18 protein-coding genes are annotated in these 19,256 nt (G+C 72.2%); 13 read left to right on the forward strand and 5 right to left on the reverse strand.

Annotated features, from left to right (window positions below; genetic code table 11):
• The first annotated feature begins 119 nt into the window (after positions 1 to 119).
• The 4 genes from gcvT (at position 120) to ABZT06_RS18265 (ending at position 4,419) form a co-directional block, all read left to right on the forward strand.
• Complete coding sequence (gene gcvT / locus ABZT06_RS18250; protein ID WP_355741370.1) at positions 120 to 1,238, forward strand: glycine cleavage system aminomethyltransferase GcvT; 1,119 nt, start codon at positions 120 to 122, stop codon at positions 1,236 to 1,238.
• 98 nt (positions 1,239 to 1,336) lie between these two features.
• On the forward strand, positions 1,337 to 1,714 hold the full coding sequence (gene gcvH, locus ABZT06_RS18255) for a glycine cleavage system protein GcvH (RefSeq protein WP_031058756.1): 378 nt from the start codon (positions 1,337 to 1,339) through the stop codon (positions 1,712 to 1,714).
• A gap of 15 nt (positions 1,715 to 1,729) precedes the next feature.
• Complete coding sequence (gene glyA, locus ABZT06_RS18260; RefSeq protein WP_355741373.1) at positions 1,730 to 2,995, forward strand: serine hydroxymethyltransferase; 1,266 nt, start codon at positions 1,730 to 1,732, stop codon at positions 2,993 to 2,995.
• Positions 2,996 to 3,051: 56 nt separating this feature from the next.
• Positions 3,052 to 4,419, forward strand: a complete 1,368-nt coding sequence (locus tag ABZT06_RS18265) for an L-serine ammonia-lyase (protein WP_355741375.1) — start codon at positions 3,052 to 3,054, stop codon at positions 4,417 to 4,419.
• 42 nt (positions 4,420 to 4,461) lie between these two features.
• On the opposite strand, the gene ABZT06_RS18270 is transcribed toward ABZT06_RS18265, so the two are convergent.
• The 3 genes from ABZT06_RS18270 to pdhA are packed head-to-tail and all read right to left on the reverse strand — an operon-like array spanning position 4,462 to position 7,978.
• Positions 4,462 to 5,766 carry a dihydrolipoamide acetyltransferase family protein gene (locus tag ABZT06_RS18270; RefSeq protein WP_355741377.1) on the reverse strand — a complete coding sequence of 435 codons (1,305 nt, stop codon included), beginning with the start codon at positions 5,764 to 5,766 and terminating at the stop codon, positions 4,462 to 4,464.
• On the reverse strand, positions 5,763 to 6,782 hold the full coding sequence (locus tag ABZT06_RS18275; protein ID WP_355741379.1) for an alpha-ketoacid dehydrogenase subunit beta: 1,020 nt from the start codon (positions 6,780 to 6,782) through the stop codon (positions 5,763 to 5,765). Before ABZT06_RS18275 ends, ABZT06_RS18270 begins: the two co-directional genes overlap by 4 nt.
• Before the next feature lie 5 nt (positions 6,783 to 6,787).
• On the reverse strand, positions 6,788 to 7,978 hold the full coding sequence (pdhA, locus tag ABZT06_RS18280; protein WP_355741381.1) for a pyruvate dehydrogenase (acetyl-transferring) E1 component subunit alpha: 1,191 nt from the start codon (positions 7,976 to 7,978) through the stop codon (positions 6,788 to 6,790).
• A 120-nt stretch (positions 7,979 to 8,098) separates the two neighbouring features.
• Between pdhA and ABZT06_RS18285 the strand changes: the two genes are divergently transcribed.
• Positions 8,099 to 8,599 (forward strand): Lrp/AsnC family transcriptional regulator, encoded by a 501-nt coding sequence (locus tag ABZT06_RS18285; protein WP_355741383.1) that lies wholly within the window; start codon positions 8,099 to 8,101, stop codon positions 8,597 to 8,599.
• Between the two features lie 24 nt (positions 8,600 to 8,623).
• Here ABZT06_RS18285 and ABZT06_RS18290 read toward each other — a convergent pair whose 3' ends face one another.
• Both ABZT06_RS18290 and hisC read right to left on the reverse strand, forming a co-directional pair.
• Positions 8,624 to 10,303 (reverse strand): aldehyde dehydrogenase family protein, encoded by a 1,680-nt coding sequence (locus tag ABZT06_RS18290; RefSeq protein ID WP_355741385.1) that lies wholly within the window; start codon positions 10,301 to 10,303, stop codon positions 8,624 to 8,626.
• Positions 10,304 to 10,307: 4 nt separating this feature from the next.
• Complete coding sequence (hisC, locus tag ABZT06_RS18295) at positions 10,308 to 11,354, reverse strand: histidinol-phosphate transaminase (protein ID WP_355741387.1); 1,047 nt, start codon at positions 11,352 to 11,354, stop codon at positions 10,308 to 10,310.
• 337 nt (positions 11,355 to 11,691) lie between these two features.
• Here hisC and ABZT06_RS18300 point away from each other — a divergent pair, with 337 nt between their 5' ends.
• From ABZT06_RS18300 to paaC, 8 genes are all read left to right on the forward strand, one after another.
• Positions 11,692 to 12,348, forward strand: a complete 657-nt coding sequence (locus tag ABZT06_RS18300; RefSeq protein WP_355741389.1) for a hypothetical protein — start codon at positions 11,692 to 11,694, stop codon at positions 12,346 to 12,348.
• 162 nt (positions 12,349 to 12,510) lie between these two features.
• On the forward strand, positions 12,511 to 14,223 hold the full coding sequence (gene paaN / locus ABZT06_RS18305; RefSeq protein ID WP_355741391.1) for a phenylacetic acid degradation protein PaaN: 1,713 nt from the start codon (positions 12,511 to 12,513) through the stop codon (positions 14,221 to 14,223).
• Positions 14,216 to 15,397 carry a thiolase family protein gene (locus ABZT06_RS18310; protein ID WP_355741393.1) on the forward strand — a complete coding sequence of 394 codons (1,182 nt, stop codon included), beginning with the start codon at positions 14,216 to 14,218 and terminating at the stop codon, positions 15,395 to 15,397. Before paaN ends, ABZT06_RS18310 begins: the two co-directional genes overlap by 8 nt.
• The gene (locus ABZT06_RS18315) at positions 15,394 to 16,146 is read left to right on the forward strand and encodes an enoyl-CoA hydratase/isomerase family protein (RefSeq protein WP_355741395.1); all 753 of its coding nucleotides are present in this window, start codon (positions 15,394 to 15,396) and stop codon (positions 16,144 to 16,146) included. Before ABZT06_RS18310 ends, ABZT06_RS18315 begins: the two co-directional genes overlap by 4 nt.
• Positions 16,143 to 16,997 carry a 3-hydroxyacyl-CoA dehydrogenase family protein gene (locus tag ABZT06_RS18320; RefSeq protein ID WP_355741397.1) on the forward strand — a complete coding sequence of 285 codons (855 nt, stop codon included), beginning with the start codon at positions 16,143 to 16,145 and terminating at the stop codon, positions 16,995 to 16,997. The genes ABZT06_RS18315 and ABZT06_RS18320 overlap by 4 nt, the downstream gene beginning before the upstream one ends.
• 110 nt (positions 16,998 to 17,107) lie before the next feature.
• A complete protein-coding gene (paaA, locus tag ABZT06_RS18325; RefSeq protein ID WP_355741399.1) occupies positions 17,108 to 18,106 on the forward strand; it encodes a 1,2-phenylacetyl-CoA epoxidase subunit PaaA in 999 nt (332 codons plus the stop codon).
• Entirely contained in the window at positions 18,103 to 18,405 is a 303-nt protein-coding gene (paaB, locus tag ABZT06_RS18330; RefSeq protein WP_031052834.1) for a 1,2-phenylacetyl-CoA epoxidase subunit PaaB, read from the forward strand. Before paaA ends, paaB begins: the two co-directional genes overlap by 4 nt.
• A 10-nt stretch (positions 18,406 to 18,415) precedes the next feature.
• Positions 18,416 to 19,249: a 1,2-phenylacetyl-CoA epoxidase subunit PaaC gene (paaC, locus tag ABZT06_RS18335; RefSeq protein WP_355741402.1), complete on the forward strand. Its 834-nt coding sequence runs from the start codon at positions 18,416 to 18,418 to the stop codon at positions 19,247 to 19,249.
• The last annotated feature ends 7 nt before the right edge of the window (positions 19,250 to 19,256 follow it).

Here is a 19,256-nt window from a genome sequence, read left to right on the forward strand (position 1 = left end):
CTCCACCCAAGGTGCAAGCCATGTTCTTCATGGCGAACCTCTCAGGTTCCGATGACAGATGGGGAGGAACCACCTCGCCCGTCACACCCCTGTCCTGGGATCCTTGGAGACGACGTCCGATGAGCAGTTCTGAACCCCGTCGCACCGCGCTCGATGCCCTGCATCGGTCGCTGGGCGCGACGATGACCGACTTCGCCGGCTGGGACATGCCCCTGCGCTACGGCTCCGAGCGCGACGAGCACAACGCGGTACGCACGAAAGCCGGGCTCTTCGACCTCTCCCACATGGGCGAGATCACCGTGACCGGACCGCAGGCGGCCGCGCTGCTGAACTTCGCCCTTGTCGGCAACATCGCCTCGGTCGGTGTCGGCCGGGCCCGCTACACCATGATCTGCCAGGCCGACGGCGGCATCCTGGACGACCTGATCGTCTACCGGCTCGGGGCAACCGAGTTCATGGTGGTCGCCAACGCATCCAACGCCCAGGTCGTGCTGGACGCGCTGACCGAGCGCGCGGCCGGCTTCGACGCCGAGGTGCGCGACGACCGGGACGCCTACGCGCTGATCGCCGTACAGGGACCGGAGTCCCCCGGAATCCTCGCGTCCCTGACCGACGCCGACCTCGACGGCCTGAAGTACTACGCCGGTCTGCCGGGCACGGTAGCCGGCGTGCCCGCGCTGATCGCCCGCACCGGGTACACCGGGGAGGACGGCTTCGAGCTGTTCGTGGCGCCTTCCGACGCGGAGACGCTGTGGCAGGCCCTGACGAAGGCGGGCGAGGGCGTCGGCCTGATCCCCTGCGGCCTGTCCTGCCGGGACACGCTGCGCCTGGAAGCGGGCATGCCGCTGTACGGGCACGAGCTCTCGCGGGAGCTGACCCCCTTCGACGCCGGGCTCGGGCGGGTCGTGAAGTTCGAGAAGGACGGCGACTTCGTCGGACGGGAGGCGCTCGAGCAGGCCGCTGAGCGCGCCGCCGCCGCAACGCCGCGTGTCCTGGTCGGGCTCGTCGCCGAGGGGCGTCGCGTCCCGCGTGCCGGGTACGCGGTCGTCGCGGACGGCGAGGTGATCGGCGAGGTCACCTCCGGCGCCCCCTCCCCCACGCTGGGCAGGCCGATCGCGATGGCGTACGTCGACGCCGCGCACGCGACGCCGGGCACGGCCGGTGTCGGTGTGGACATCCGGGGCAGCCACGAGCCGTACGAGGTCGTGGCGCTGCCGTTCTACAAGCGCCAGAAGTAGCCGCCGTAGGTGATGCTGAGCACAGAGTCGCTGCTCACGCACGCCTTTCGCAGTCCCCCCTTCATCAGCACTCCCCCGCGTACAGGAGAATTCAGGCCATGAGCAACCCCCAGCAGCTGCGCTACAGCAAGGAGCACGAGTGGCTGTCGGGCGCCGAGGACGGCGTCTCGACGGTCGGCATCACGGAGCACGCGGCCAACGCGCTCGGCGATGTCGTCTTCGTGCAGCTCCCGGAGGTCGGTGACACGGTGACCGCGGGCGAGACCTGCGGCGAGCTGGAGTCGACCAAGTCGGTCAGCGACCTGTACTCCCCCGTCTCCGGTGAGGTCACGGAGGTCAACGAGGACGTCGTCAGCGACCCGGCACTGGTGAACTCCGCCCCCTTCGAGGGCGGCTGGCTGTTCAAGGTACGCGTCTCGGAGGAGCCGGCCGACCTGCTCTCCGCCGACGAGTACACCGCCTTTTCCGCCGGCTGAGGAGTCGTACACCTGATGTCCGCACTGAACACGCCCCTGCACGAGCTCGACCCGGAGATCGCCGCCGCGGTCGACGCCGAGCTGGTCAGGCAGCAGTCCACCCTCGAGATGATCGCCTCGGAGAACTTCGCTCCGCTCGCGGTCATGGAGGCGCAGGGCTCGGTCCTCACCAACAAGTACGCCGAGGGCTACCCCGGCCGCCGCTACTACGGCGGCTGCGAGCACGTCGACGTGGCCGAGCAGATCGCGATCGACCGGGTCAAGGAGCTGTTCGGCGCCGAGTACGCCAACGTGCAGCCCCACTCCGGCGCCTCGGCCAACCAGGCCGCGCTGTTCGCGCTGGCGCAGCCCGGCGACACCATCCTCGGGCTCGACCTCGCCCACGGCGGTCACCTGACCCACGGGATGCGGCTGAACTTCTCCGGCAAGCAGTTCGACGTCGTCGCGTACCACGTGGACCCGGCGACCGGTCTGGTCGACATGGCCGAGCTGGAGAAGCTCGCGCGCGAACACCGGCCCAAGGTGATCATCGCGGGCTGGTCGGCGTACCCGCGCCAGCTGGACTTCGCGGAGTTCCGCCGGATCGCCGACGAGGTCGAGGCGTACCTGTGGGTCGACATGGCCCACTTCGCGGGTCTGGTCGCGGCCGGGCTGCACCCCAACCCCGTCGAGCACGCGGACGTGGTCACCTCCACCACCCACAAGACGCTGGGCGGCCCGCGCGGCGGGATCATCCTCGCCAAGCAGGAGTTCGCGAAGAAGCTGAACTCCTCCGTGTTCCCGGGCTTCCAGGGCGGTCCCCTGGAGCACGTGATCGCGGCGAAGGCGGTGTCCTTCAAGGTCGCGGCGGGCGAGGAGTTCAAGGAGCGCCAGCGGCGTACGGTGGACGGTGCGCGCATCCTCGCCGAGCGTCTGACGGCCGACGACGCCCGGGAGGCCGGGGTCGACGTGCTCTCCGGCGGCACCGACGTGCACCTCATCCTCGTCGACCTGCGCGAGTCCGAGCTGGACGGGCGGCAGGCCGAGGACCGTCTCCACGAGGTCGGCATCACGGTCAACCGCAACGCCGTCCCGAACGACCCGCGCCCGCCGATGGTCACGTCGGGCCTGCGGATCGGCACGCCCGCCCTGGCGACCCGCGGCTTCACGGCCGAGGACTTCACCGAGGTCGCGGACGTCATCGCCGAGACACTGAAGCCGTCGTACGACGTGGACGCACTGAAGGCCCGGGTCAAGGCCCTCGCCGACAAGCACCCGCTGTACGCCGGTCTGAACAAGTAGTTCCCCGGTGGGGGCACCCGACGACGTGTGCCCCCACCCTTTGTGAAGGAGTTCCCGTGGCCATCTCGGTCTTCGACCTGTTCTCGATCGGCATCGGCCCGTCGAGCTCCCACACGGTCGGCCCGATGCGCGCGGCCCGCATGTTCGCCCGCCGCCTGCGCAAGGAGGACCTGCTGCCGGCCGTCGCCTCGGTCCGCTGCGAGCTCTACGGCTCCCTGGGCGCGACCGGCCACGGCCACGGCACCCCGAAGGCGGTGCTGCTCGGCCTGGAGGGGGCGTCCCCGCGCACGGTGGACGTGGAGAACGCGGACGACCGGGTGGCGGACATCAAGGCCACGGGGGTCCTGAAGCTGCTCGGTGAGCGCGAGATCCCGTTCTCCTTCGACGACGACCTGGTGCTGCACCGCCGCAAGGCGCTTCCGTACCACGCGAACGGCATGACGGTGTGGGCCTACGACGCCTCGGGCGCCGAGCTCATGTCGAAGACGTACTACTCGGTGGGCGGCGGGTTCGTCGTCGACGAGGACGCCATGGGCGCGGACCGGATCAAGCTCGACGACACGGTGCTGAAATACCCCTTCCGCACCGGCGACGAGCTGCTGCGGCTGGCGAAGGAGACCGGTCTGTCGATCTCCTCGCTGATGCTGGAGAACGAGCGGGCCTGGCGCACGGAGGACGAGATCCGGGCCGGCCTGCTGGAGATCTGGCAGGTGATGCGGGCGTGTGTGTCGCACGGGATGTCCCGTGAAGGCATCCTGCCGGGCGGCCTTCGCGTACGTCGGCGCGCGGCCGTCACCGCGCGCCAACTCCGCGCCGAGGGCGACCCGTTGGCCCACGCGATGGAGTGGATCACGCTCTACGCGATGGCGGTGAACGAGGAGAACGCGGCGGGCGGACGGGTGGTGACCGCCCCGACCAACGGGGCCGCCGGCATCATCCCCGCGGTGCTCCACTACTACATGAACTTCGTGCCCGGCGCCGATGACGACGGCGTCGTGCGGTTCATGCTCGCCGCCGGTGCCATCGGCATGCTCTTCAAGGAGAACGCCTCCATCTCCGGCGCCGAGGTCGGCTGCCAGGGCGAGGTCGGCTCGGCCTGCTCGATGGCCGCGGGCGCCCTCGCCGAGGTCCTCGGCGGCTCCCCCGAACAGGTGGAGAACGCGGCCGAGATCGGCATGGAGCACAACCTGGGCCTGACCTGCGACCCGGTCGGCGGCCTGGTCCAGATCCCCTGCATCGAGCGCAACGGCATGGCCGCGGTGAAGGCGGTCACGGCGGCGAAGATGGCGCTGCGGGGGGACGGCTCGCACAAGGTGTCCCTGGACAAGGTCATCAAGACGATGAAGGACACGGGGGCGGACATGAGCGTGAAGTACAAGGAGACTGCGCGGGGCGGGCTGGCTGTGAACATCATCGAGTGCTAGGGCGTCAGGCCCGCGCCGGCGTCTCCGTGTCCTTCGGTCGGTTCAGACGTCCGCGAGCAGGACTGCCGGGTGTTCCACGCAGTCGGCCACGTGGCGCAGGAAGCCGCCGGCCACTCCCCCGTCGCAGACCCGGTGGTCGAAGCTGAGGGAGAGCTGCATGACCTTGCGGACGGCCAGGGAGCCGTCGACCACCCAGGGCTTGTCGACGATGCGGCCCGCCCCGAGGAGGGCTGCCTCCGGGTGGTTGATGATGGGCGTCGACCCGTCCACGCCGAACACCCCATAGTTGTTGAGGGTGAAGGTCCCACCCGTCAGACGGTCGGGCGGCAGGCCACCGCCGCGGGCCAGCTCGGTCAACCGGGCCAGTTCCGCGGCCAGTTGCACGGTCGTCATGCGGTGGGCGTCGCGGACCACGGGGACGACCAGGCCACGCTCGGTCTGGGCGGCGAACCCCAGATGGACCTCACCGAAGCGGACGATCTCCCGGCGCTCGGTGTCGACCGTGGAGTTCAGCTCCGGGTAACGGGTCAGTGCGGCGACGCAGATACGGGCCAGCAGGGCCAGCAGCCCGATGCGGCGGCCGGGTTCGGCGGCCTCCAGCGCCTTCTTGGCCTGGAGCAAGCCGGTCGCGTCCACGTCGACCCAGGTGGTGGCGTCGGGAATCTCGGTGCGGCTGCGGGAGAGCTTGTCCGCGACGGCACGGCGGACTCCGCGCAGCGGGATGCGCTGACCACCGGCTTCCGGGGCGGACTGCGACTGCGGCACCGGGTCGGGGGAGGCCGTCCGCCCGGCTCGCTCGACGGCCTGCTCCACGTCACGTCTCAGGACGACACCGGCCGGGCCGGACGGCGACAGCTCGGCCACATCGATCCCGTGCTCCTGAGCCATCCTGCGCACGAGGGGCGAGATCACCCGGGGTGCGTGCGGCAGGGGGACAGGCGATGAGATCCGCCGACGGCGACGGCTGGGGGCCGGGCCGTGTCCTGTCCCGTACCCGATCAGGACGTTGCCCGAGCCGGCCTGTTCCTCCTCCCGGTACCGCTCCGCGGCCGCGTCGGCCGGGGCGACCGGGTCGGCGGAGAGTGCCGTGCCCGCCTCGCCCACCGTGATCAGGGGCTCCCCCACCCCCAGCGCCGAACCCGCCTCCGCGTGCAGTCGCAGCACCGTGCCCGCGTACGGGACCGGTACCTCGACGGCGGCCTTGGCGGTCTCGACCTCGATGACGATCTGGTCGACGGTCACCGTGTCGCCGACCGCGACCTTCCATTCGATGATCTCGGCCTCGGTCAGCCCTTCCCCGAGGTCGGGCAGCCGGAACAACTGCTCCCGCAGCGCCGCAGTGGTCATGCGACCGCTCCCTTCAGAAGATGCCGAGTGTCCGGCGCGTCGTCGAGCTGGAGCCGGTCGACGGTGTCGAGGATCCGGTCGACACCGGGCAGATGGGCGTGTTCGAGCTTGGGCGGCGGATACGGGATGTCGAACCCGGCGACCCTCAGCACCGGTGCGGCCAGCGAGTGGAAGCAGCGCTCCTGGACGCGTGCGGCGATCTCCGCTCCGACTCCGGCGAAGCCCTGGGCCTCCTGCACGACCAGACAGCGCCCGGTCCGGCGTACCGAGGCGCTCACCGTCTCGTCGTCGAAGGGCACCACGGTCCGCAGGTCCACCACTTCCAGTTCGACGCCCTCGGACGCCGCGGCGTCCGCGGCCGCGAGGGCGACGGGCACCGACGGTCCGTACGCGACGATCGTGGCGTGGCGGCCCGCCCGCCGGATCGCGGCCCGCCCGAACGGCAGCGCACCGCGCCGCTCCAGGTCGGCGTCCTCCCTCGACCAGTACAGCTTCTTCGGCTCCAGGAAGATCACCGGATCGGGGTCGGCCACGGCGTCCCGCAGCAGCCAGTAGGCGTCCTCGGCCGTGGCCGGGGTCACGACCTTCAGGCCGGGCGTGTGCGCGTAGTACGCCTCGCTGGAGTCGCAGTGGTGCTCGACCCCGCCGATCCCGCCCGCGTAGGGGATGCGGATCACCATCGGCAGCGCGAGCCGCCCCCGGGTCCGGTTGCGCAGCTTGGCGACGTGCGAGGCGATCTGCTCGAACGCCGGGTACGCGAAGGCGTCGAACTGCATCTCCACCACGGGCCGGAAGCCGCCCATCGCCATGCCGACGGCCAGTCCCACGATGCCGGCCTCGGCCAGCGGGGTGTCGAAGCACCGCTCCTCGCCGAAGTCGCGGGTCAGTCCGTCGGTGATCCTGAAGACGCCGCCCAGCGGACCGACGTCCTCGCCGAAGACGAGCACGCGCTCGTCCTCGCGCAGCGCGTCACGCAGGGCGGTGTTCAGCGCCTGCGCCATCGTGACCTTCGCCATGGCTGTCAACGCTCCTGAGTCTGAAGCCGGGTCTGCATCTCTGTCTGCTGGGACTGCAACGGCGTCTGCGACCGGGGCTGCTGCGTGGTGGGTTCCGCGGCCTCCGCCAGCTCGGCCGCCAGCAGGGCGCGCTGTTCTCGCAGTTGCGGGGTCGGCTCGGCGTAGACGTGTTCGAAGAGCTCCAGCGGGTCGTGCGCGGACTCCGCGTTCATGCCCGCGCGCAGCTCCGCGGCCCGGAGCTCCGCCTGCTCCGCTGCCTCCGCGACGTCCTCCTCGGTGAGCGTCCCGCGCGCTCGCAGGTACGCCTCCAGCCGGCTGAGCGGGTCGGCGGCGAGCCATCGTTCGACCTCGCCGGCTTCCCGGTAGCGGGTCGCGTCGTCGGCGTTGGTGTGCGCGTCCATGCGGTAGGTGTGGGCCTCCACCAGGAAGGGGCCCTGCCCGGCGCGGGCGTGGGCGACGGCCTCGGTCAGCACGGCCAGGACGGCGACCAGGTCGTTGCCGTCGACCTGCTCGCAGCGCACCCCGTGACCGATGCCCTTGTAGGCGAGAGCGGGCGCCGCGGTCTGCCGGGCCAGCGGCACGGAGATCGCGTACTTGTTGTTCTGGACGAGGAAGACGACCGGCGCGCGGAAGACGGCCGCGAAGTTCAGCGCCTCGTGGAAGTCGCCCTCGCTGGTGGCGCCGTCGCCGACGAGTGCCATCGCCACCCCGTCCTCGCCCTTGCGGCGCATCGACTCCGCCATGCCGGTCGCGTGCAGCACCTGGGTGGCCAGCGGGGTGCACTGCGGTGCGGTGCGGGTGGCGGCCGGGTCGTATCCGCAGTGCCAGTCGCCGCGCAGCAGCGTCAGCACCTCCAGGGGGTCGATGCCCCGGGTGACCAGGGCGACGGAGTCCCGGTAGGTCGGGAAGAGCCAGTCGTCCGGGCGCAGTGCCAGCGCGGCGGCGACCTGGCAGGCCTCCTGGCCCCGGCTGGACGGGTAGACGGCGAGCCGCCCCTGCTTGGTGAGCGCGGTGGCCTGCGTGTCGAACCGGCGTCCCAGGACCATCCGCCGGTACGCCTCGCGCAGCACGTCGGCCGGGGGCTCGGTGTAGTCGGCGGGCGGTTTGACCGGAGTGCCGTTCTCGGCCACGAACCGCACCGGGGTGAGGGACGGCAGCAGGCCCTGGACCGTCTGTCGCAGGCTCTTCACGGACATGGAGGGCACTCGCTTTCTCTGGACACTTGACAGGAGAATGGTCACTACTACGGAATATGTGTTCAATACTTCCGCCGAACCGGCGATGAACTGCCGAACCGGCTGGCCTGGGAGCGCAATATGTCTGAGAAGGACTCGCCGTCCGGCTCCGCGTCCGGACGAACTGCCGCCTCACTCGACGACATCGACCGGCAGATCGTGGGCCGGCTCCTCGAGGACGGCCGGGTGTCGGTCCGCGCACTGGCCGAGCAGGTGCACATCTCGCGCGCCAACGCCTACACCCGGATCGGCCGACTGGTCGCCGAGGACGTCATCAGCGGCTTCACCGCCCGTCTGAACCCGAAGCGGGCGGGCCTCGGCACCAGCGCGTACATCACGGTGACCATCGAGCAGAACGCCTGGCGGGACATCTCGCGTGCGCTGCGCGAGATCCCGTACGTCGAGCATGTCGCCCTCGTCGGAGGTGACTTCGACGTGCTGGTGCTGGTGCGGACCCCGGACAACGAGGCGCTGCGCCATGTCGTGCTGGAACGCGTCCAGGCCATCGCCGGGGTGCGCTCCAGCCGGACCTGGCTGGTCTTCGACGAGGTGCGCGGCCCCGGCGCCGACTGGACTATCTGACCGGGCCCCCCTCGGCCGCGCCGCTCAGACGTCGAGCAGCGCATCGGCGGGCTCCCGGACCGAGGACACGGCGGCGTGCCGGGACCGCAGCACCCAAAACCGCCCGGTGACGAAGTGGGCGCCCGCGCCGGGGAGGTCGGCGATGGCCGAGGACGGGTCGGCGGGGAGGTCGTCGGCGACGTTCTGCACCAGATGGACCCCGGCGTCGAGGGCGGCCGTCTCGACGGCCGCCAGCACCAGGGGATCGGTCGAGTGCACCGCGGCGAACAGCGCACCGTGCCGGCCGACGGTACGGCGGAACAGGTCGAGGCTGTGCGCGGTCGACTCGGTGCTCACCAGGAAGGCGACCGGCCCCGGCCACTCCCGGGTGTAGACGCGTTCGTTGTGTGCCCCGAGCCGGACGACGAGCGGGCTGCGCACATCGACGACGGGATGGCCGGGAAGGCTCATCGGCTGCGACGCGTGCACCACCGGGCCGTAGCGCCCGGCCTCCTCCAGTGCCGCCCGCACCTCGTCGCCGGTGAGCGCGCCCACCAGCCGTGCCACCCGCGCCGGATGGGCGAGGAGCCGGTCCACGGCCTCGGCGAGGTCGGCGCCGAACTCCCTGAGGCTCTTGGGGCCCTCGTCCGTGTCGAAGCCCGACTGCGGCACCAGGATGTTCTGCGGCGTGGTCCGGACCGTGCCGCTGCACCGGCACAGGGCGAGGGCGAGCCCGGCCAGCAGTCCCCGGTAGTCGTCGGTGGAGTCCACGATCACGGTGTTCAGCCCGGTCCGGGTCGCGAACACGGAGGCCTGGCAGGCGTGTTGGCGCAGCCAGTCGGCGAAGCGCCCCGATCCGGTGAAGTCGACGATCCGCACCGCGGGGTCCGTGGCCAGCCGCTGGTGCAGACGCTCCCCGGGTTCCGCGACCGCCAGGGTCACGACGTCGGGGTCCTGTCCGGCCTCCGCCAGCACCTCGCGGGCGATGCGCACGGTGATCGCCAGGGGCAGCACCGAGCGGGGATGCGGCGCCACGATCACGGGGTTCCCGGTCACCAGGCTGGTGACCAGGCCGGGATACCCGTTCCACAGGGGGTAGTCGGGACAGCCGATGAGAAGCGACACCCCGCGCGGAACCAGGGTGCTGGTGCCGCACACCGGCAGCGGCTGCCCACGCCGGCGGGTCTGCTCCCGGCGCAGGCCGGCCGGGACGCGCTCGGACTCGGCGAAGGCCTGGGCGATCGCCTCCAGAGCCCGGTCCTGGGCACGTGGTCCGGCGGCCCGGTACGCCACCGGAAGCGGCTGACCGGTGGTGTGGTGCACGGCCAGGGCCAGCTCATGGCTGCGGGTGTTCAGCCGCCGGAGCATCTCCAGCACCAGCCCCGTCCGGTGGTGCAGCCCGGCGACCCGCCACCCGGCCGTCGCCCGCCCCGCCGCCGCCACCAGGACCGCGGGGTCGCAGCGCGGGTAGCCGATGCCCATCGCCCTGCCGTACGGGGAGGACTCGGTTGCCACCCGGCCGAGCTCACCGGGCTGGTCGAGGTCGAAGGCGCGGCCCAGCAGGGATCCGAAGACCTTCGCCGCCGTCCGGGTCGACCGCATGCCGGCGTCGGCGGCGCCGCGCCAGGTGGTCTCCGTGAAGGGCGCACAGCGTTCGCCTGCGGCGATTGCCCGCACCGCGTGGTGGAGCAGTTCGCGGTGGCGCTCGTAGGGGCCGGGGCGCACGGCCTCAGCCTCTCCAGGCCGCGGCGAGCGCGAGGAGGGTGTCGTTCTCCTCCGGCAGGCCGATCGTCACCCGGACGCCCTCGCCGGGGAAGGGGCGGACGACCACCTTCCCGTCGAGGCAGTGCAGGGCGAAGTCAGCGCTGCGGCCGGCGAGCGACAGCCAGACGAAGTTGGCCTGGGAGTCGGGCACTTCGAGGCCGAGCGCCCGCAGCCGCTCTGTCACCCGCTGCCGTTCGGCGACGGTGAGCGCGGCGCGGCGGGCGACCTCCGCGCGCTCGCCGAGCGCGATGACGGCGGCCTCCTGGGCGAGTGCGCTGACGCTGAACGGCACCTGCGTCTTGCGTACCGCGGCGGCGATCTCCGCCGGCGCCACGCAGTAGCCGACCCGGAGGCCCGCCAGGCCGTACGCCTTGGAGAAGGTCCGCAGCACCACCACGTTCGGCCGGTCGCCGAGCAGGCCGAGCGCGTCGGGGACCAGCGCCGGATCGGCGTACTCCCGGTAGGCCTCGTCCACGACGATCAGTACGTCGTCCGGGACCCGGTCCGCGAAGTCGCGCAGCGCCCGTTCCCCGACCGCGGTGGAGGTGGGGTTGTTGGGGTTGCAGACGAAGACCAGCCGGGTCCGGCCGGTGACCGCCGAGGCCATGGCGTCGAGGTCAAGCCCGTGCTCGTGCAGCGGGACCCGCACCGCCCTGCCGCCCGCCACCGCCGTGAGGATCGGATACGCCTCGAAGGACCGCCAGCCGAAAACGACCTCGTCGCCCGGGTGCACCACCGAGTGCAGCAGCTGTCCGCAGACCTCCGAGGAACCGGCGCCCACCGCGATCCGCTCCGGGCCGACGCCGTGATGCCGGGCCAGGGCGCCCACCAGGGAGGCGGCGCTCATGTCGGGATACCGCGACACCCCACCGGCCAGCTCAGCGAGCCTCGCCACCACCCCGGGCAGCATCCCGTACGGGGACTCGTTGCTGGCCAGGGCTGCCGCACCGGGCAGTTTGCGGCCCGGCACATAGGCGGGCAACTGGGCCAGGGACGAACGGACACGCACCATGCTCGACTCGCTTCTTCAGCGGGGCCCGAGGCCGTGCCTCCGGGCACTGGACAGGAGAAGCGTGGACAACGGATGACAAACGTTCAACCACATGGGAAATCGGGCGACAGACAGCCGATTCACCCCGCTTCTACCAGCAAGTAGTCCGAGCGGAGGCCCCTCAGGACCGCTCCCACGAGACGGACGGCCGGGGTCGCCCCGGACCCGGACCGCGTCCGCTGATCACAAGTCGGCCACATGCCCCCTTTCGGTCCCCGGGCGGTCGGAACGGCCCGCGAAGACTGCTCCTCACGCCGCGAGGTCTTCGCGGCTCCGTCCGCGCCGACCGAGGGAGACCATGTCCAGGACCGATCGCACCCGCCGGTCGTCGACGTCACTGGCGGTGGCGTTGCCACTGGCCGCCACCCTGCTGACCGCGGGCTGCGCGGGAATCACCGGCAGCGCGCACGCCGGCGGCTGCCGCGAGGACGGCACCTGGTCACCCGCGCGGCAGGCGCAGTGGCTGCGCCCCGCGGTGTCGTTCCCGCAGGCCGCCGCCGCCGACGAGGCGGTCGTCGTGATACGCCCGCACCTGCCGGCCGACGGCGGGCCGCTGTGCGAGCCGATCCCCGTGCAGGTCCAGTTCTGGAAGCTCACCGCCACGGCGACGGGGACCGACATGACACCCGCGCTGCGTATCCGGCTGGCCCGCCTCGGAAGCCGCGAGCGGACCATCGGCTTCCCCGCGGGCCTGTCCACGGGGGAACGCGACAGCTGCACCGGCGTCCTCATGGCGGCGTACACGGGCGCGCCCCTGGACTGGAGCGAACTGCCCGACGACACCGGCCGTCTCGGGTCCGGCACCTCGGAGGTGAGGTTCAGGACGGACCGGATCGCCGCCTATCGACTGCTCCCGCCGTCGGCCCCGCACCCGTGCCGTACCGCCGGACAGTCCACGCCCGCCCCACCGCCCCCTCCCGCCACGGCCAACCCGTGGGGCCTCCATCACCCGTGAGTTGCCGCCGGCTTGCTCAGGCCGAGCCGTCTGGCCGGGCCCGGTGTCGCGGCAGTGGCCTGCGTCACTGTTTCCACCGTTGTGGCCCGACCGAACATTCGGTTAGCGTGCGGCGCGGCCAAGCGATCCCGCATCACCACTGCCCGTCAAGAGGTGGACCACATGCCCCACGAGACCCCCGAGCGCCCCGACTTCTTCGAACGTCATCGCACGCTGCTGGACCGGGCGGTGGCAGCCACCGCGGCTCGGGACCACTGGACGCCGTATCCGGAGTCGCCCAGCACGAAGGTCTACGGCGAGGACGCCCCCAGGGACGGGGAGGCGGCCTTCCGGGACCGGCTCGGCAGGCGGTTCCAGCTGCCCGGCCACCCCGGCACGACGTATGTGCCGCCCACCGAGACCTCCCCCTACGGCTTCCCGCTCGACATCTCCTACCCGCGCGTCGCACCGGACGAGGCGGTGGCAGCCGCGAAGGCCGCCACCGGGCCCTGGCGTGACGCGGGCCCCGACGTCCGCGCCGGGGTCGCCGCCGAGATCCTGGCCCGGCTGAACGCGGCGAGCTTCGAGATCGCGCACGCCGTGCAGCACACCACCGGGCAGGCGTTCGTCATGGCGTTCCAGGCCGGCGGCCCGCACGCCCAGGACCGCGGTCTGGAGGCGGTCGCGTACGCCTGGGCGGAGCAGAAGCGGCACCCGGCCGAGGCCCGCTGGAGCAAGCCGCAGCGCAAGGGCGCCCCGCTGGCCATGGACAAGAAGTTCACGCCGGTCGGGCGCGGGGCCTCTTTGCTGATCGCCTGCAACACCTTCCCCACCTGGAACGGCTACCCGGGCCTGTTCGCCAGCCTGGTCACCGGCAACCCCGTCGTCGTCAAGCCGCACCCGGGCGCCGTCCTGCCCCTCGCGGTCACCGTGCGCATCGCCCGCGAGGTCCTGGCCGAAGCGGGCTTCGACCGGAATGTCGTGGTGCTCGCCGCCGAGGAGGCAGGCGACCGCACCGCGGGTGCCCTCGCCCTGCACCCGGACGTGCGGATCATCGACTTCACCGGCTCGACCGAGTTCGGCGACTGGCTGGAGGCCACCGCGCGCCAAGCCGTCGTCCACACCGAGAAGGCCGGGCTGAACACCGTCGTCCTGGACTCCACGGACGACTACCGCGGCCTGCTGCGCAATCTGGCCTTCTCGCTCTCCCTCTACAGCGGGCAGATGTGCACCACCCCGCAGAACCTGCTGATCCCCCGCGAGGGCTTCACCACGGACCAGGGCGTACGCGCCGCCGCCGAGTTCGCCGCCGACCTCGGCGCCGCGCTCGACGAGCTGCTCGCCGACCCCGGCCGCGCCGTCGGCACGCTCGGAGCGATCGTCGGCGACGGGGTGCGTGAGTGCCTGGAGCGGGCCTCGGCCCTGGGCCGTACGGTGCGCGCGTCGGCGTCCGTCGAGGACCCCGAGCACCCCGGGGCGGACATCAGAACACCGCTGGTGGCCCTGCTGGACGCGCAGGGCGACCGGGAGACGTACACGAGGGAGTGGTTCGGGCCCGTCTCGTTCGTCATCGGCACCGACTCCACCGAGCACAGCCTGCGCGTCCTCCTGGAGACCGTGCGCGAGCACGGCGCGCTGACCGCCGCGGTCCACTCCACCGACGAGGACGTGCTCACGGCAGCGGAGAGGGCGGCCCTGGAGGCCGGAGTCCACCTGTCGGAGAACCTCACCGGCGGCGTGTTCGTCAACCAGTCCGCCGCGTTCAGCGACTTCCACGGCAGCGCCGCCAACCCGGCGGCCGGCGCCACCCTGTCCGACCCCGCCTTCGTCACCGGTCGCTTCGCCACGCTCCAGTCGCGCCGCCCGGTCGCCTCCGAGGAGCCCGCGCATGTCTGACGAGATCTACCTGATCGACGGAGCCCGTACCCCGCAGGGCCGCTACGGCGGCGCGCTGGCGTCCGTACGCCCCGACGACCTGGCCGCCCTCGTGGTCGGCGAGGCCGTCCGCCGCTCGGGGATACCGGGCGAGGCCGTGGACGAGGTGATCCTCGGCGCGGCCAACCAGGCCGGCGAGGACAACCGGGACGTGGCCCGGATGGCCGTCCTGCTGGCCGGGCTGCCGGACACCGTGCCCGGCTACACCGTCAACCGGCTGTGCGCCTCGGGCCTGACCGCGGTCGCCTCGGCCGCCCAGGCGATCCGGGCAGGCGAGGCCGACCTGGTCGTCGCGGGCGGCGTGGAGTCCATGACCCGCGCCCCCTGGGTGATGGCCAAGCCCGGCACGCCCTGGGCCAGGCCGGGCGAGGTCCACGACTCCGCGCTCGGCTGGCGCTTCACCAACCCGCGCTTCGCCGCCGACCGGACACTGTCCATGGGTGAGACCGCCGAGGAGGTGGCCGCCCTCGACGGGATCACCCGCGCCGAGGCCGACGCCTTCGCCCTGCGCAGCCATCGGCGGGCGGTGACCGCCCAGCAGGCGGGCCGCTTCGACCGCGAGATCGTGCCGGTGCCGGTGCAGGACGGCGAGGTGACCCGCGACGAAGGGCCGCGTCCGGACACCTCCCTGGAGAAGCTGGCCCGGCTGCGCACCTCCTTCAGGTCCGGGGGAATCGTCACCGCGGGCAACTCCTCGCCGCTCTCCGACGGCGCCGCGGCCCTGGTCGTCGCGAGCGGCGCGGCGGTGGAGCGGTACGGCCTCACACCCCGGGCCCGTGTCGTCACCGCCGCCTCGGCCGGCGTGGAGCCGCGCCTGATGGGACTCGGCCCCGTGCCGGCCACCGAAAAGACGCTGGACCGGGCCGGCTGGCAAGTCGGCGACCTGGGCGCGGTGGAGCTGAACGAGGCCTTCGCCGCCCAGGCCCTGGCGGTCCTGCGGCGCCTGAAGCTCGACGAGGAACGGGTCAACGCCGACGGCGGCGGCATCGCCCTCGGCCACCCCCTGGGCTGCTCCGGCGCCCGCATCCTGCTCACCCTGCTCGGCCGCCTGGAGCGCGAGGACGCCCGCCGCGGCCTCGCGACCCTGTGCGTCGGCGTCGGGCAGGGCGTGGCGATGCTGGTGGAGCGGGTATGAGCGGCGGCTACGGCACGTACGAGACGCTGCTGGTCGAGGAGCGCGGGGACCGGGTGGTCGTCACCCTGCACCGCCCCGAGGCGCGCAACGCCATCAGCGCCGGCATGATCGCCGAACTGCACGAGGTGTGCGCACTGCTGGAACGCGACCCCAGGCTGCTGCTGCTCACCGGACACGGCGGCGTCTTCGCCGGCGGGGCCGACATCGCGGAACTGCGCCGGCGTGGTCGCGAGGAGGCGCTCCAGGGCATCAACAGCCGCCTGTTCGAGCGGGTGCGTCGGCTGCCGATGCCGACGCTGGCCGCCGTCGACGGCTGGGCGCTGGGCGGCGGCGCGGAACTCTCGTACGCCTGCGACCTGCGCATCGCCGGACCGGACGCCGTGTTCGGCAATCCGGAGCCCGGGCTCGGCATCCTCGCCGCCGCAGGTGCCTGCTGGCGGCTGCCCCAGCTGGTGGGCGAGTCGGTCGCCAAGCAGGTGCTGCTCGCCGGCCGGAACCTCGACGCACCGGCGGCGCTCGCGGCCGGGCTGGTCATCGACGTCGTACCGGCGGAGAAGCTCCTGGACGAGGCACATGCCCTGCTCGACCGCATGGCGCGGCTCTCCCCGACCGCTCTGCGCCTGACCAAGCTCGTCGTCGACTCGCCGGGAGCACATCCGGTCGCCGACGACCTGGCGCAGGCCGTGCTGTTCGAGGGCCAGGACAAGGAGGAACGCATGACCCGCTTCCTGGAGAGGAACCGCGCATGACCTCGGTACCCGTGGTGGTCGGAGTGATCGGTGGTGGCCGCATGGGCGCCGGCATCGCACAGTCCTTCGCTACGGCCGGCTCGGCCGTGACGCTCGTGGAGGGCGATGAGCCGGCCGCGGTCGCGGCACGGGACCGGGTCGCCACCGGTCTGCGGCGGGCGGCCGAACGGGGCGTTCTCGACGAACCCGCCGAGCGGGTGCTCGCCCGCGTCACCACGGTGACCGCGGTGGAGCATCTGCCCTCGGACGCCGATCTCGTCGTGGAGGCCGTCCCCGAGGACGCCGCGCTCAAGGCCCGGCTGCTCGCCGCGGCCGAGCGGGCGGTGGGGCCGACGACCGTGCTCGCCACCAACACCAGCTCGCTGTCGGTGACCGAGCTCGCCTGTGCCCTCACCCGGCCCGGCCGTTTCCTGGGGATGCACTTCTTCAACCCCGTGCCCGCGTCCGAGCTGGTCGAGGTGGTGGTCGCGCCGGACACCCGCGACGAGGTCGTGCGGGCCGCCCTGGGCTGGACGCATGTCCTCGGCAAGAAGGACGTGGTCGTCAAGGACTCCCCCGGGTTCGCCAGCAGCCGCCTCGGCCTGGCCCTGGGCCTGGAGGCGATCCGCATGGTCGAGGAGGGGGTCGCCGAGCCGGAGGCCGTCGACGACGCCATGCGCCTCGGCTACCGGCATCCGATGGGACCGTTGCGCCTGACGGACCTGGTCGGACTCGACGTACGCCTGGCCATCGCCGACCACCTGCACGCCACCCTCGGTGAGCGCTTCGCACCGCCGACCCTGCTGCGGGCCAAGGTCGCCCGCGGCGAGCTGGGGCGCAAGACGGGACAGGGCTTCTACGCATGGCCGTGAGCGCGGGGTTCCGCCACCACGGGAGACCGATCGAGGGTCGGCACTTCCGGAACGGACAGGATTCGTCATATCATGGGCCGAACGAACGGTCGGTTGGGAAGTTGGATTCGATGACCTCACCACAGTCCAGTACGTCATCCTCGGCGCCGCCCGACGGCCGCGACGAGCCGGAGCTCCAGCGGCACTTCGACGACACGATCGCCCACAACCAGCGGATCGAGCCGCGCGACTGGATGCCCGAGGGGTACCGCAGGACGCTGATCCGGCAGATCGCGCAGCACGCGCACTCGGAGATCATCGGCATGCAGCCCGAGGGCGAGTGGATCACCCGCGCACCGTCCCTGCGCCGCAAGGCCATCCTGTTCGCGAAGGTCCAGGACGAGGCCGGGCACGGGCTGTACCTGTACTCGGCGGCCGAGACCCTGGGCGCCGACCGCGCCGACCTCACCGAGCGGCTCATCGAGGGGCGCCAGAAGTACTCGTCGATCTTCAACTACCCGACGCCGACCTTCGCGGACGTCGGCGTGATCGGCTGGTTCGTGGACGGCGCGGCGATCTGCAACCAGGTGCCGCTGTGCCGCAGTTCGTACGGGCCGTACGCCCGCGCCATGGTGCGGGTCTGCAAGGAGGAGTCGTTCCACCAGCGGCAGGGCTACGAACTGCTGCTGACGATGATGCGTGGCACCGACGAGCAGCGGGCCATGGTCCAGGACGCGGTGGACCGCTGGTGGTGGCCGTCCCTGATGATGTTCGGCCCGCCCGACGACGACTCCCCGAACTCCGCGCGGTCGATGGCCTGGAAGATCAAGCGGCACACCAACGACGAACTGCGCCGGCGCTTCGTCGACATGACCGTGCCGCAGGCCGAGAAGCTCGGCGTGACGCTGCCCGATCCCGAACTGCGCTGGAACGAGGAGCGCGGGCACCACGACTTCGGCACCCCCGACTGGTCCGAGCTCAAGCGGGTGATCTCCGGCGACGGCCCCTGCAACGCCCAGCGGATGGAGCGGCGCAGGACCGCCCACGAGGAAGGTGCCTGGGTGCGGGAGGCGGCGGCCGCGCACGCGGCCAGACAGGACAAGCGGCGCGAGGAAGGTTCGGCGGCATGAGCGACACCGAGGGTACGAAGGGGAACTGGCCGCTGTACGAGGTGTTCGTGCGCGGCAAGCGCGGGCTGAACCACGTGCACGTGGGCTCGCTGCACGCCGCCGACGACCGGATGGCGCTCACCCACGCCCGCGACCTGTACACGCGGCGCAACGAGGGCGTGAGCATCTGGGTGGTGCGTTCGGAGCACATCGCCGCCTCCACGCGCGACGAGAAGGATCCCTTCTTCGCCCCGAGCGCCGACAAGGTCTACCGCCACCCGACGTTCTACGACATCCCCGACGACGTCCCCCACATCTGAGGAGCAGGACATGAGTGACGATCACGTCTACCTGTCCCTGGCCGAGGGACACGACGAGGCCGGCGACGCCCGCTGGGCTTTCGGCACGGGGTTCGAGGACCCGCTGCACGGTGTCGACACCGCCGTGCCCGCGGGCGTGGACGCCACCGAACTCGCCGCGACCTGCCTGGCGCTCGGCGACGACGCCCTGGTATCTGCCCAGCGCCTGGCCGAGTGGACCACCCGCGCCCCGGAGCTGGAGGAGGAGGTGGCGCTCGCCAACATCGGCCTCGACCTGCTCGGCCAGGCCCGGCTGCTGTACGCGCGCTGCGGCCAGGTCGACGGCACCGGCCGTGACGAGGACGCCTACGCCTACCTCCGCGACGCGGACGACTTCCGCAACGTCCGCCTGACCGAACTCCCCAACGGCGACTTCGCGTTCTCGGTCGTGCGGCTGCTGGTGCTGTCCAGCTGGCGGCTCGCTCACTTCGAGAGGCTCGCGGTGTCCCCGGACCCGGTGCTCTGCGCCGTCGCCGCCAAGGGCGTCAAGGAACTGACCTACCACCGGCAGTACGCCGCCGACTGGGCCGTACGGCTCGGCGACGGCACGCCGGAGTCGCACCGGCGCATGCGGGCGGCCCTTCAGCAGGTCGGACCGTACCTGGGCGAGTTGTTCACGGCGCACGACGTACGGGACGAGGTCGTCGCCGTCCTGGCGCAGGTCACGGAGGCGGCGGGGCTGCCGATGCCGGCCTGGCGGCCCACCCCGGGAACGGGACGCGAGGGCGGGCACACCGAGCATCTCGCCCCGCTGCTGGCCGAGTTGCAGAGTGTGGCCCGCGCACACCCGGGGGCCGTGTGGTGACCGTGCC

Source organism: Streptomyces sp. NPDC005483, assembly GCF_040606035.1.
Taxonomy (GTDB): domain Bacteria; phylum Actinomycetota; class Actinomycetes; order Streptomycetales; family Streptomycetaceae; genus Streptomyces.

Excerpts from the sequence above, each read along its gene's own strand:
- paaA (WP_355741399.1), top strand. The coding sequence starts at position 17,108 with ATGACCTCACCACAGTCCAGTACGTCATCCTCGGCGCCGCCCGACGGC.
- ABZT06_RS18315 (WP_355741395.1), top strand. The coding sequence starts at position 15,394 with ATGAGCGGCGGCTACGGCACGTACGAGACGCTGCTGGTCGAGGAGCGC.
- ABZT06_RS18285 (WP_355741383.1), top strand. The coding sequence starts at position 8,099 with ATGTCTGAGAAGGACTCGCCGTCCGGCTCCGCGTCCGGACGAACTGCC.
- paaB (WP_031052834.1), top strand. The coding sequence starts at position 18,103 with ATGAGCGACACCGAGGGTACGAAGGGGAACTGGCCGCTGTACGAGGTG.
- gcvH (WP_031058756.1), top strand. The coding sequence starts at position 1,337 with ATGAGCAACCCCCAGCAGCTGCGCTACAGCAAGGAGCACGAGTGGCTG.
- gcvT (WP_355741370.1), top strand. The coding sequence starts at position 120 with ATGAGCAGTTCTGAACCCCGTCGCACCGCGCTCGATGCCCTGCATCGG.
- paaC (WP_355741402.1), top strand. The coding sequence starts at position 18,416 with ATGAGTGACGATCACGTCTACCTGTCCCTGGCCGAGGGACACGACGAG.
- ABZT06_RS18270 (WP_355741377.1), bottom strand. The coding sequence starts at position 5,766 with ATGACCACTGCGGCGCTGCGGGAGCAGTTGTTCCGGCTGCCCGACCTC.
- paaN (WP_355741391.1), top strand. The coding sequence starts at position 12,511 with ATGCCCCACGAGACCCCCGAGCGCCCCGACTTCTTCGAACGTCATCGC.
- ABZT06_RS18320 (WP_355741397.1), top strand. The coding sequence starts at position 16,143 with ATGACCTCGGTACCCGTGGTGGTCGGAGTGATCGGTGGTGGCCGCATG.
- ABZT06_RS18275 (WP_355741379.1), bottom strand. The coding sequence starts at position 6,782 with ATGGCGAAGGTCACGATGGCGCAGGCGCTGAACACCGCCCTGCGTGAC.
- hisC (WP_355741387.1), bottom strand. The coding sequence starts at position 11,354 with ATGGTGCGTGTCCGTTCGTCCCTGGCCCAGTTGCCCGCCTATGTGCCG.
- ABZT06_RS18300 (WP_355741389.1), top strand. The coding sequence starts at position 11,692 with ATGTCCAGGACCGATCGCACCCGCCGGTCGTCGACGTCACTGGCGGTG.
- glyA (WP_355741373.1), top strand. The coding sequence starts at position 1,730 with ATGTCCGCACTGAACACGCCCCTGCACGAGCTCGACCCGGAGATCGCC.
- ABZT06_RS18310 (WP_355741393.1), top strand. The coding sequence starts at position 14,216 with ATGTCTGACGAGATCTACCTGATCGACGGAGCCCGTACCCCGCAGGGC.
- pdhA (WP_355741381.1), bottom strand. The coding sequence starts at position 7,978 with ATGTCCGTGAAGAGCCTGCGACAGACGGTCCAGGGCCTGCTGCCGTCC.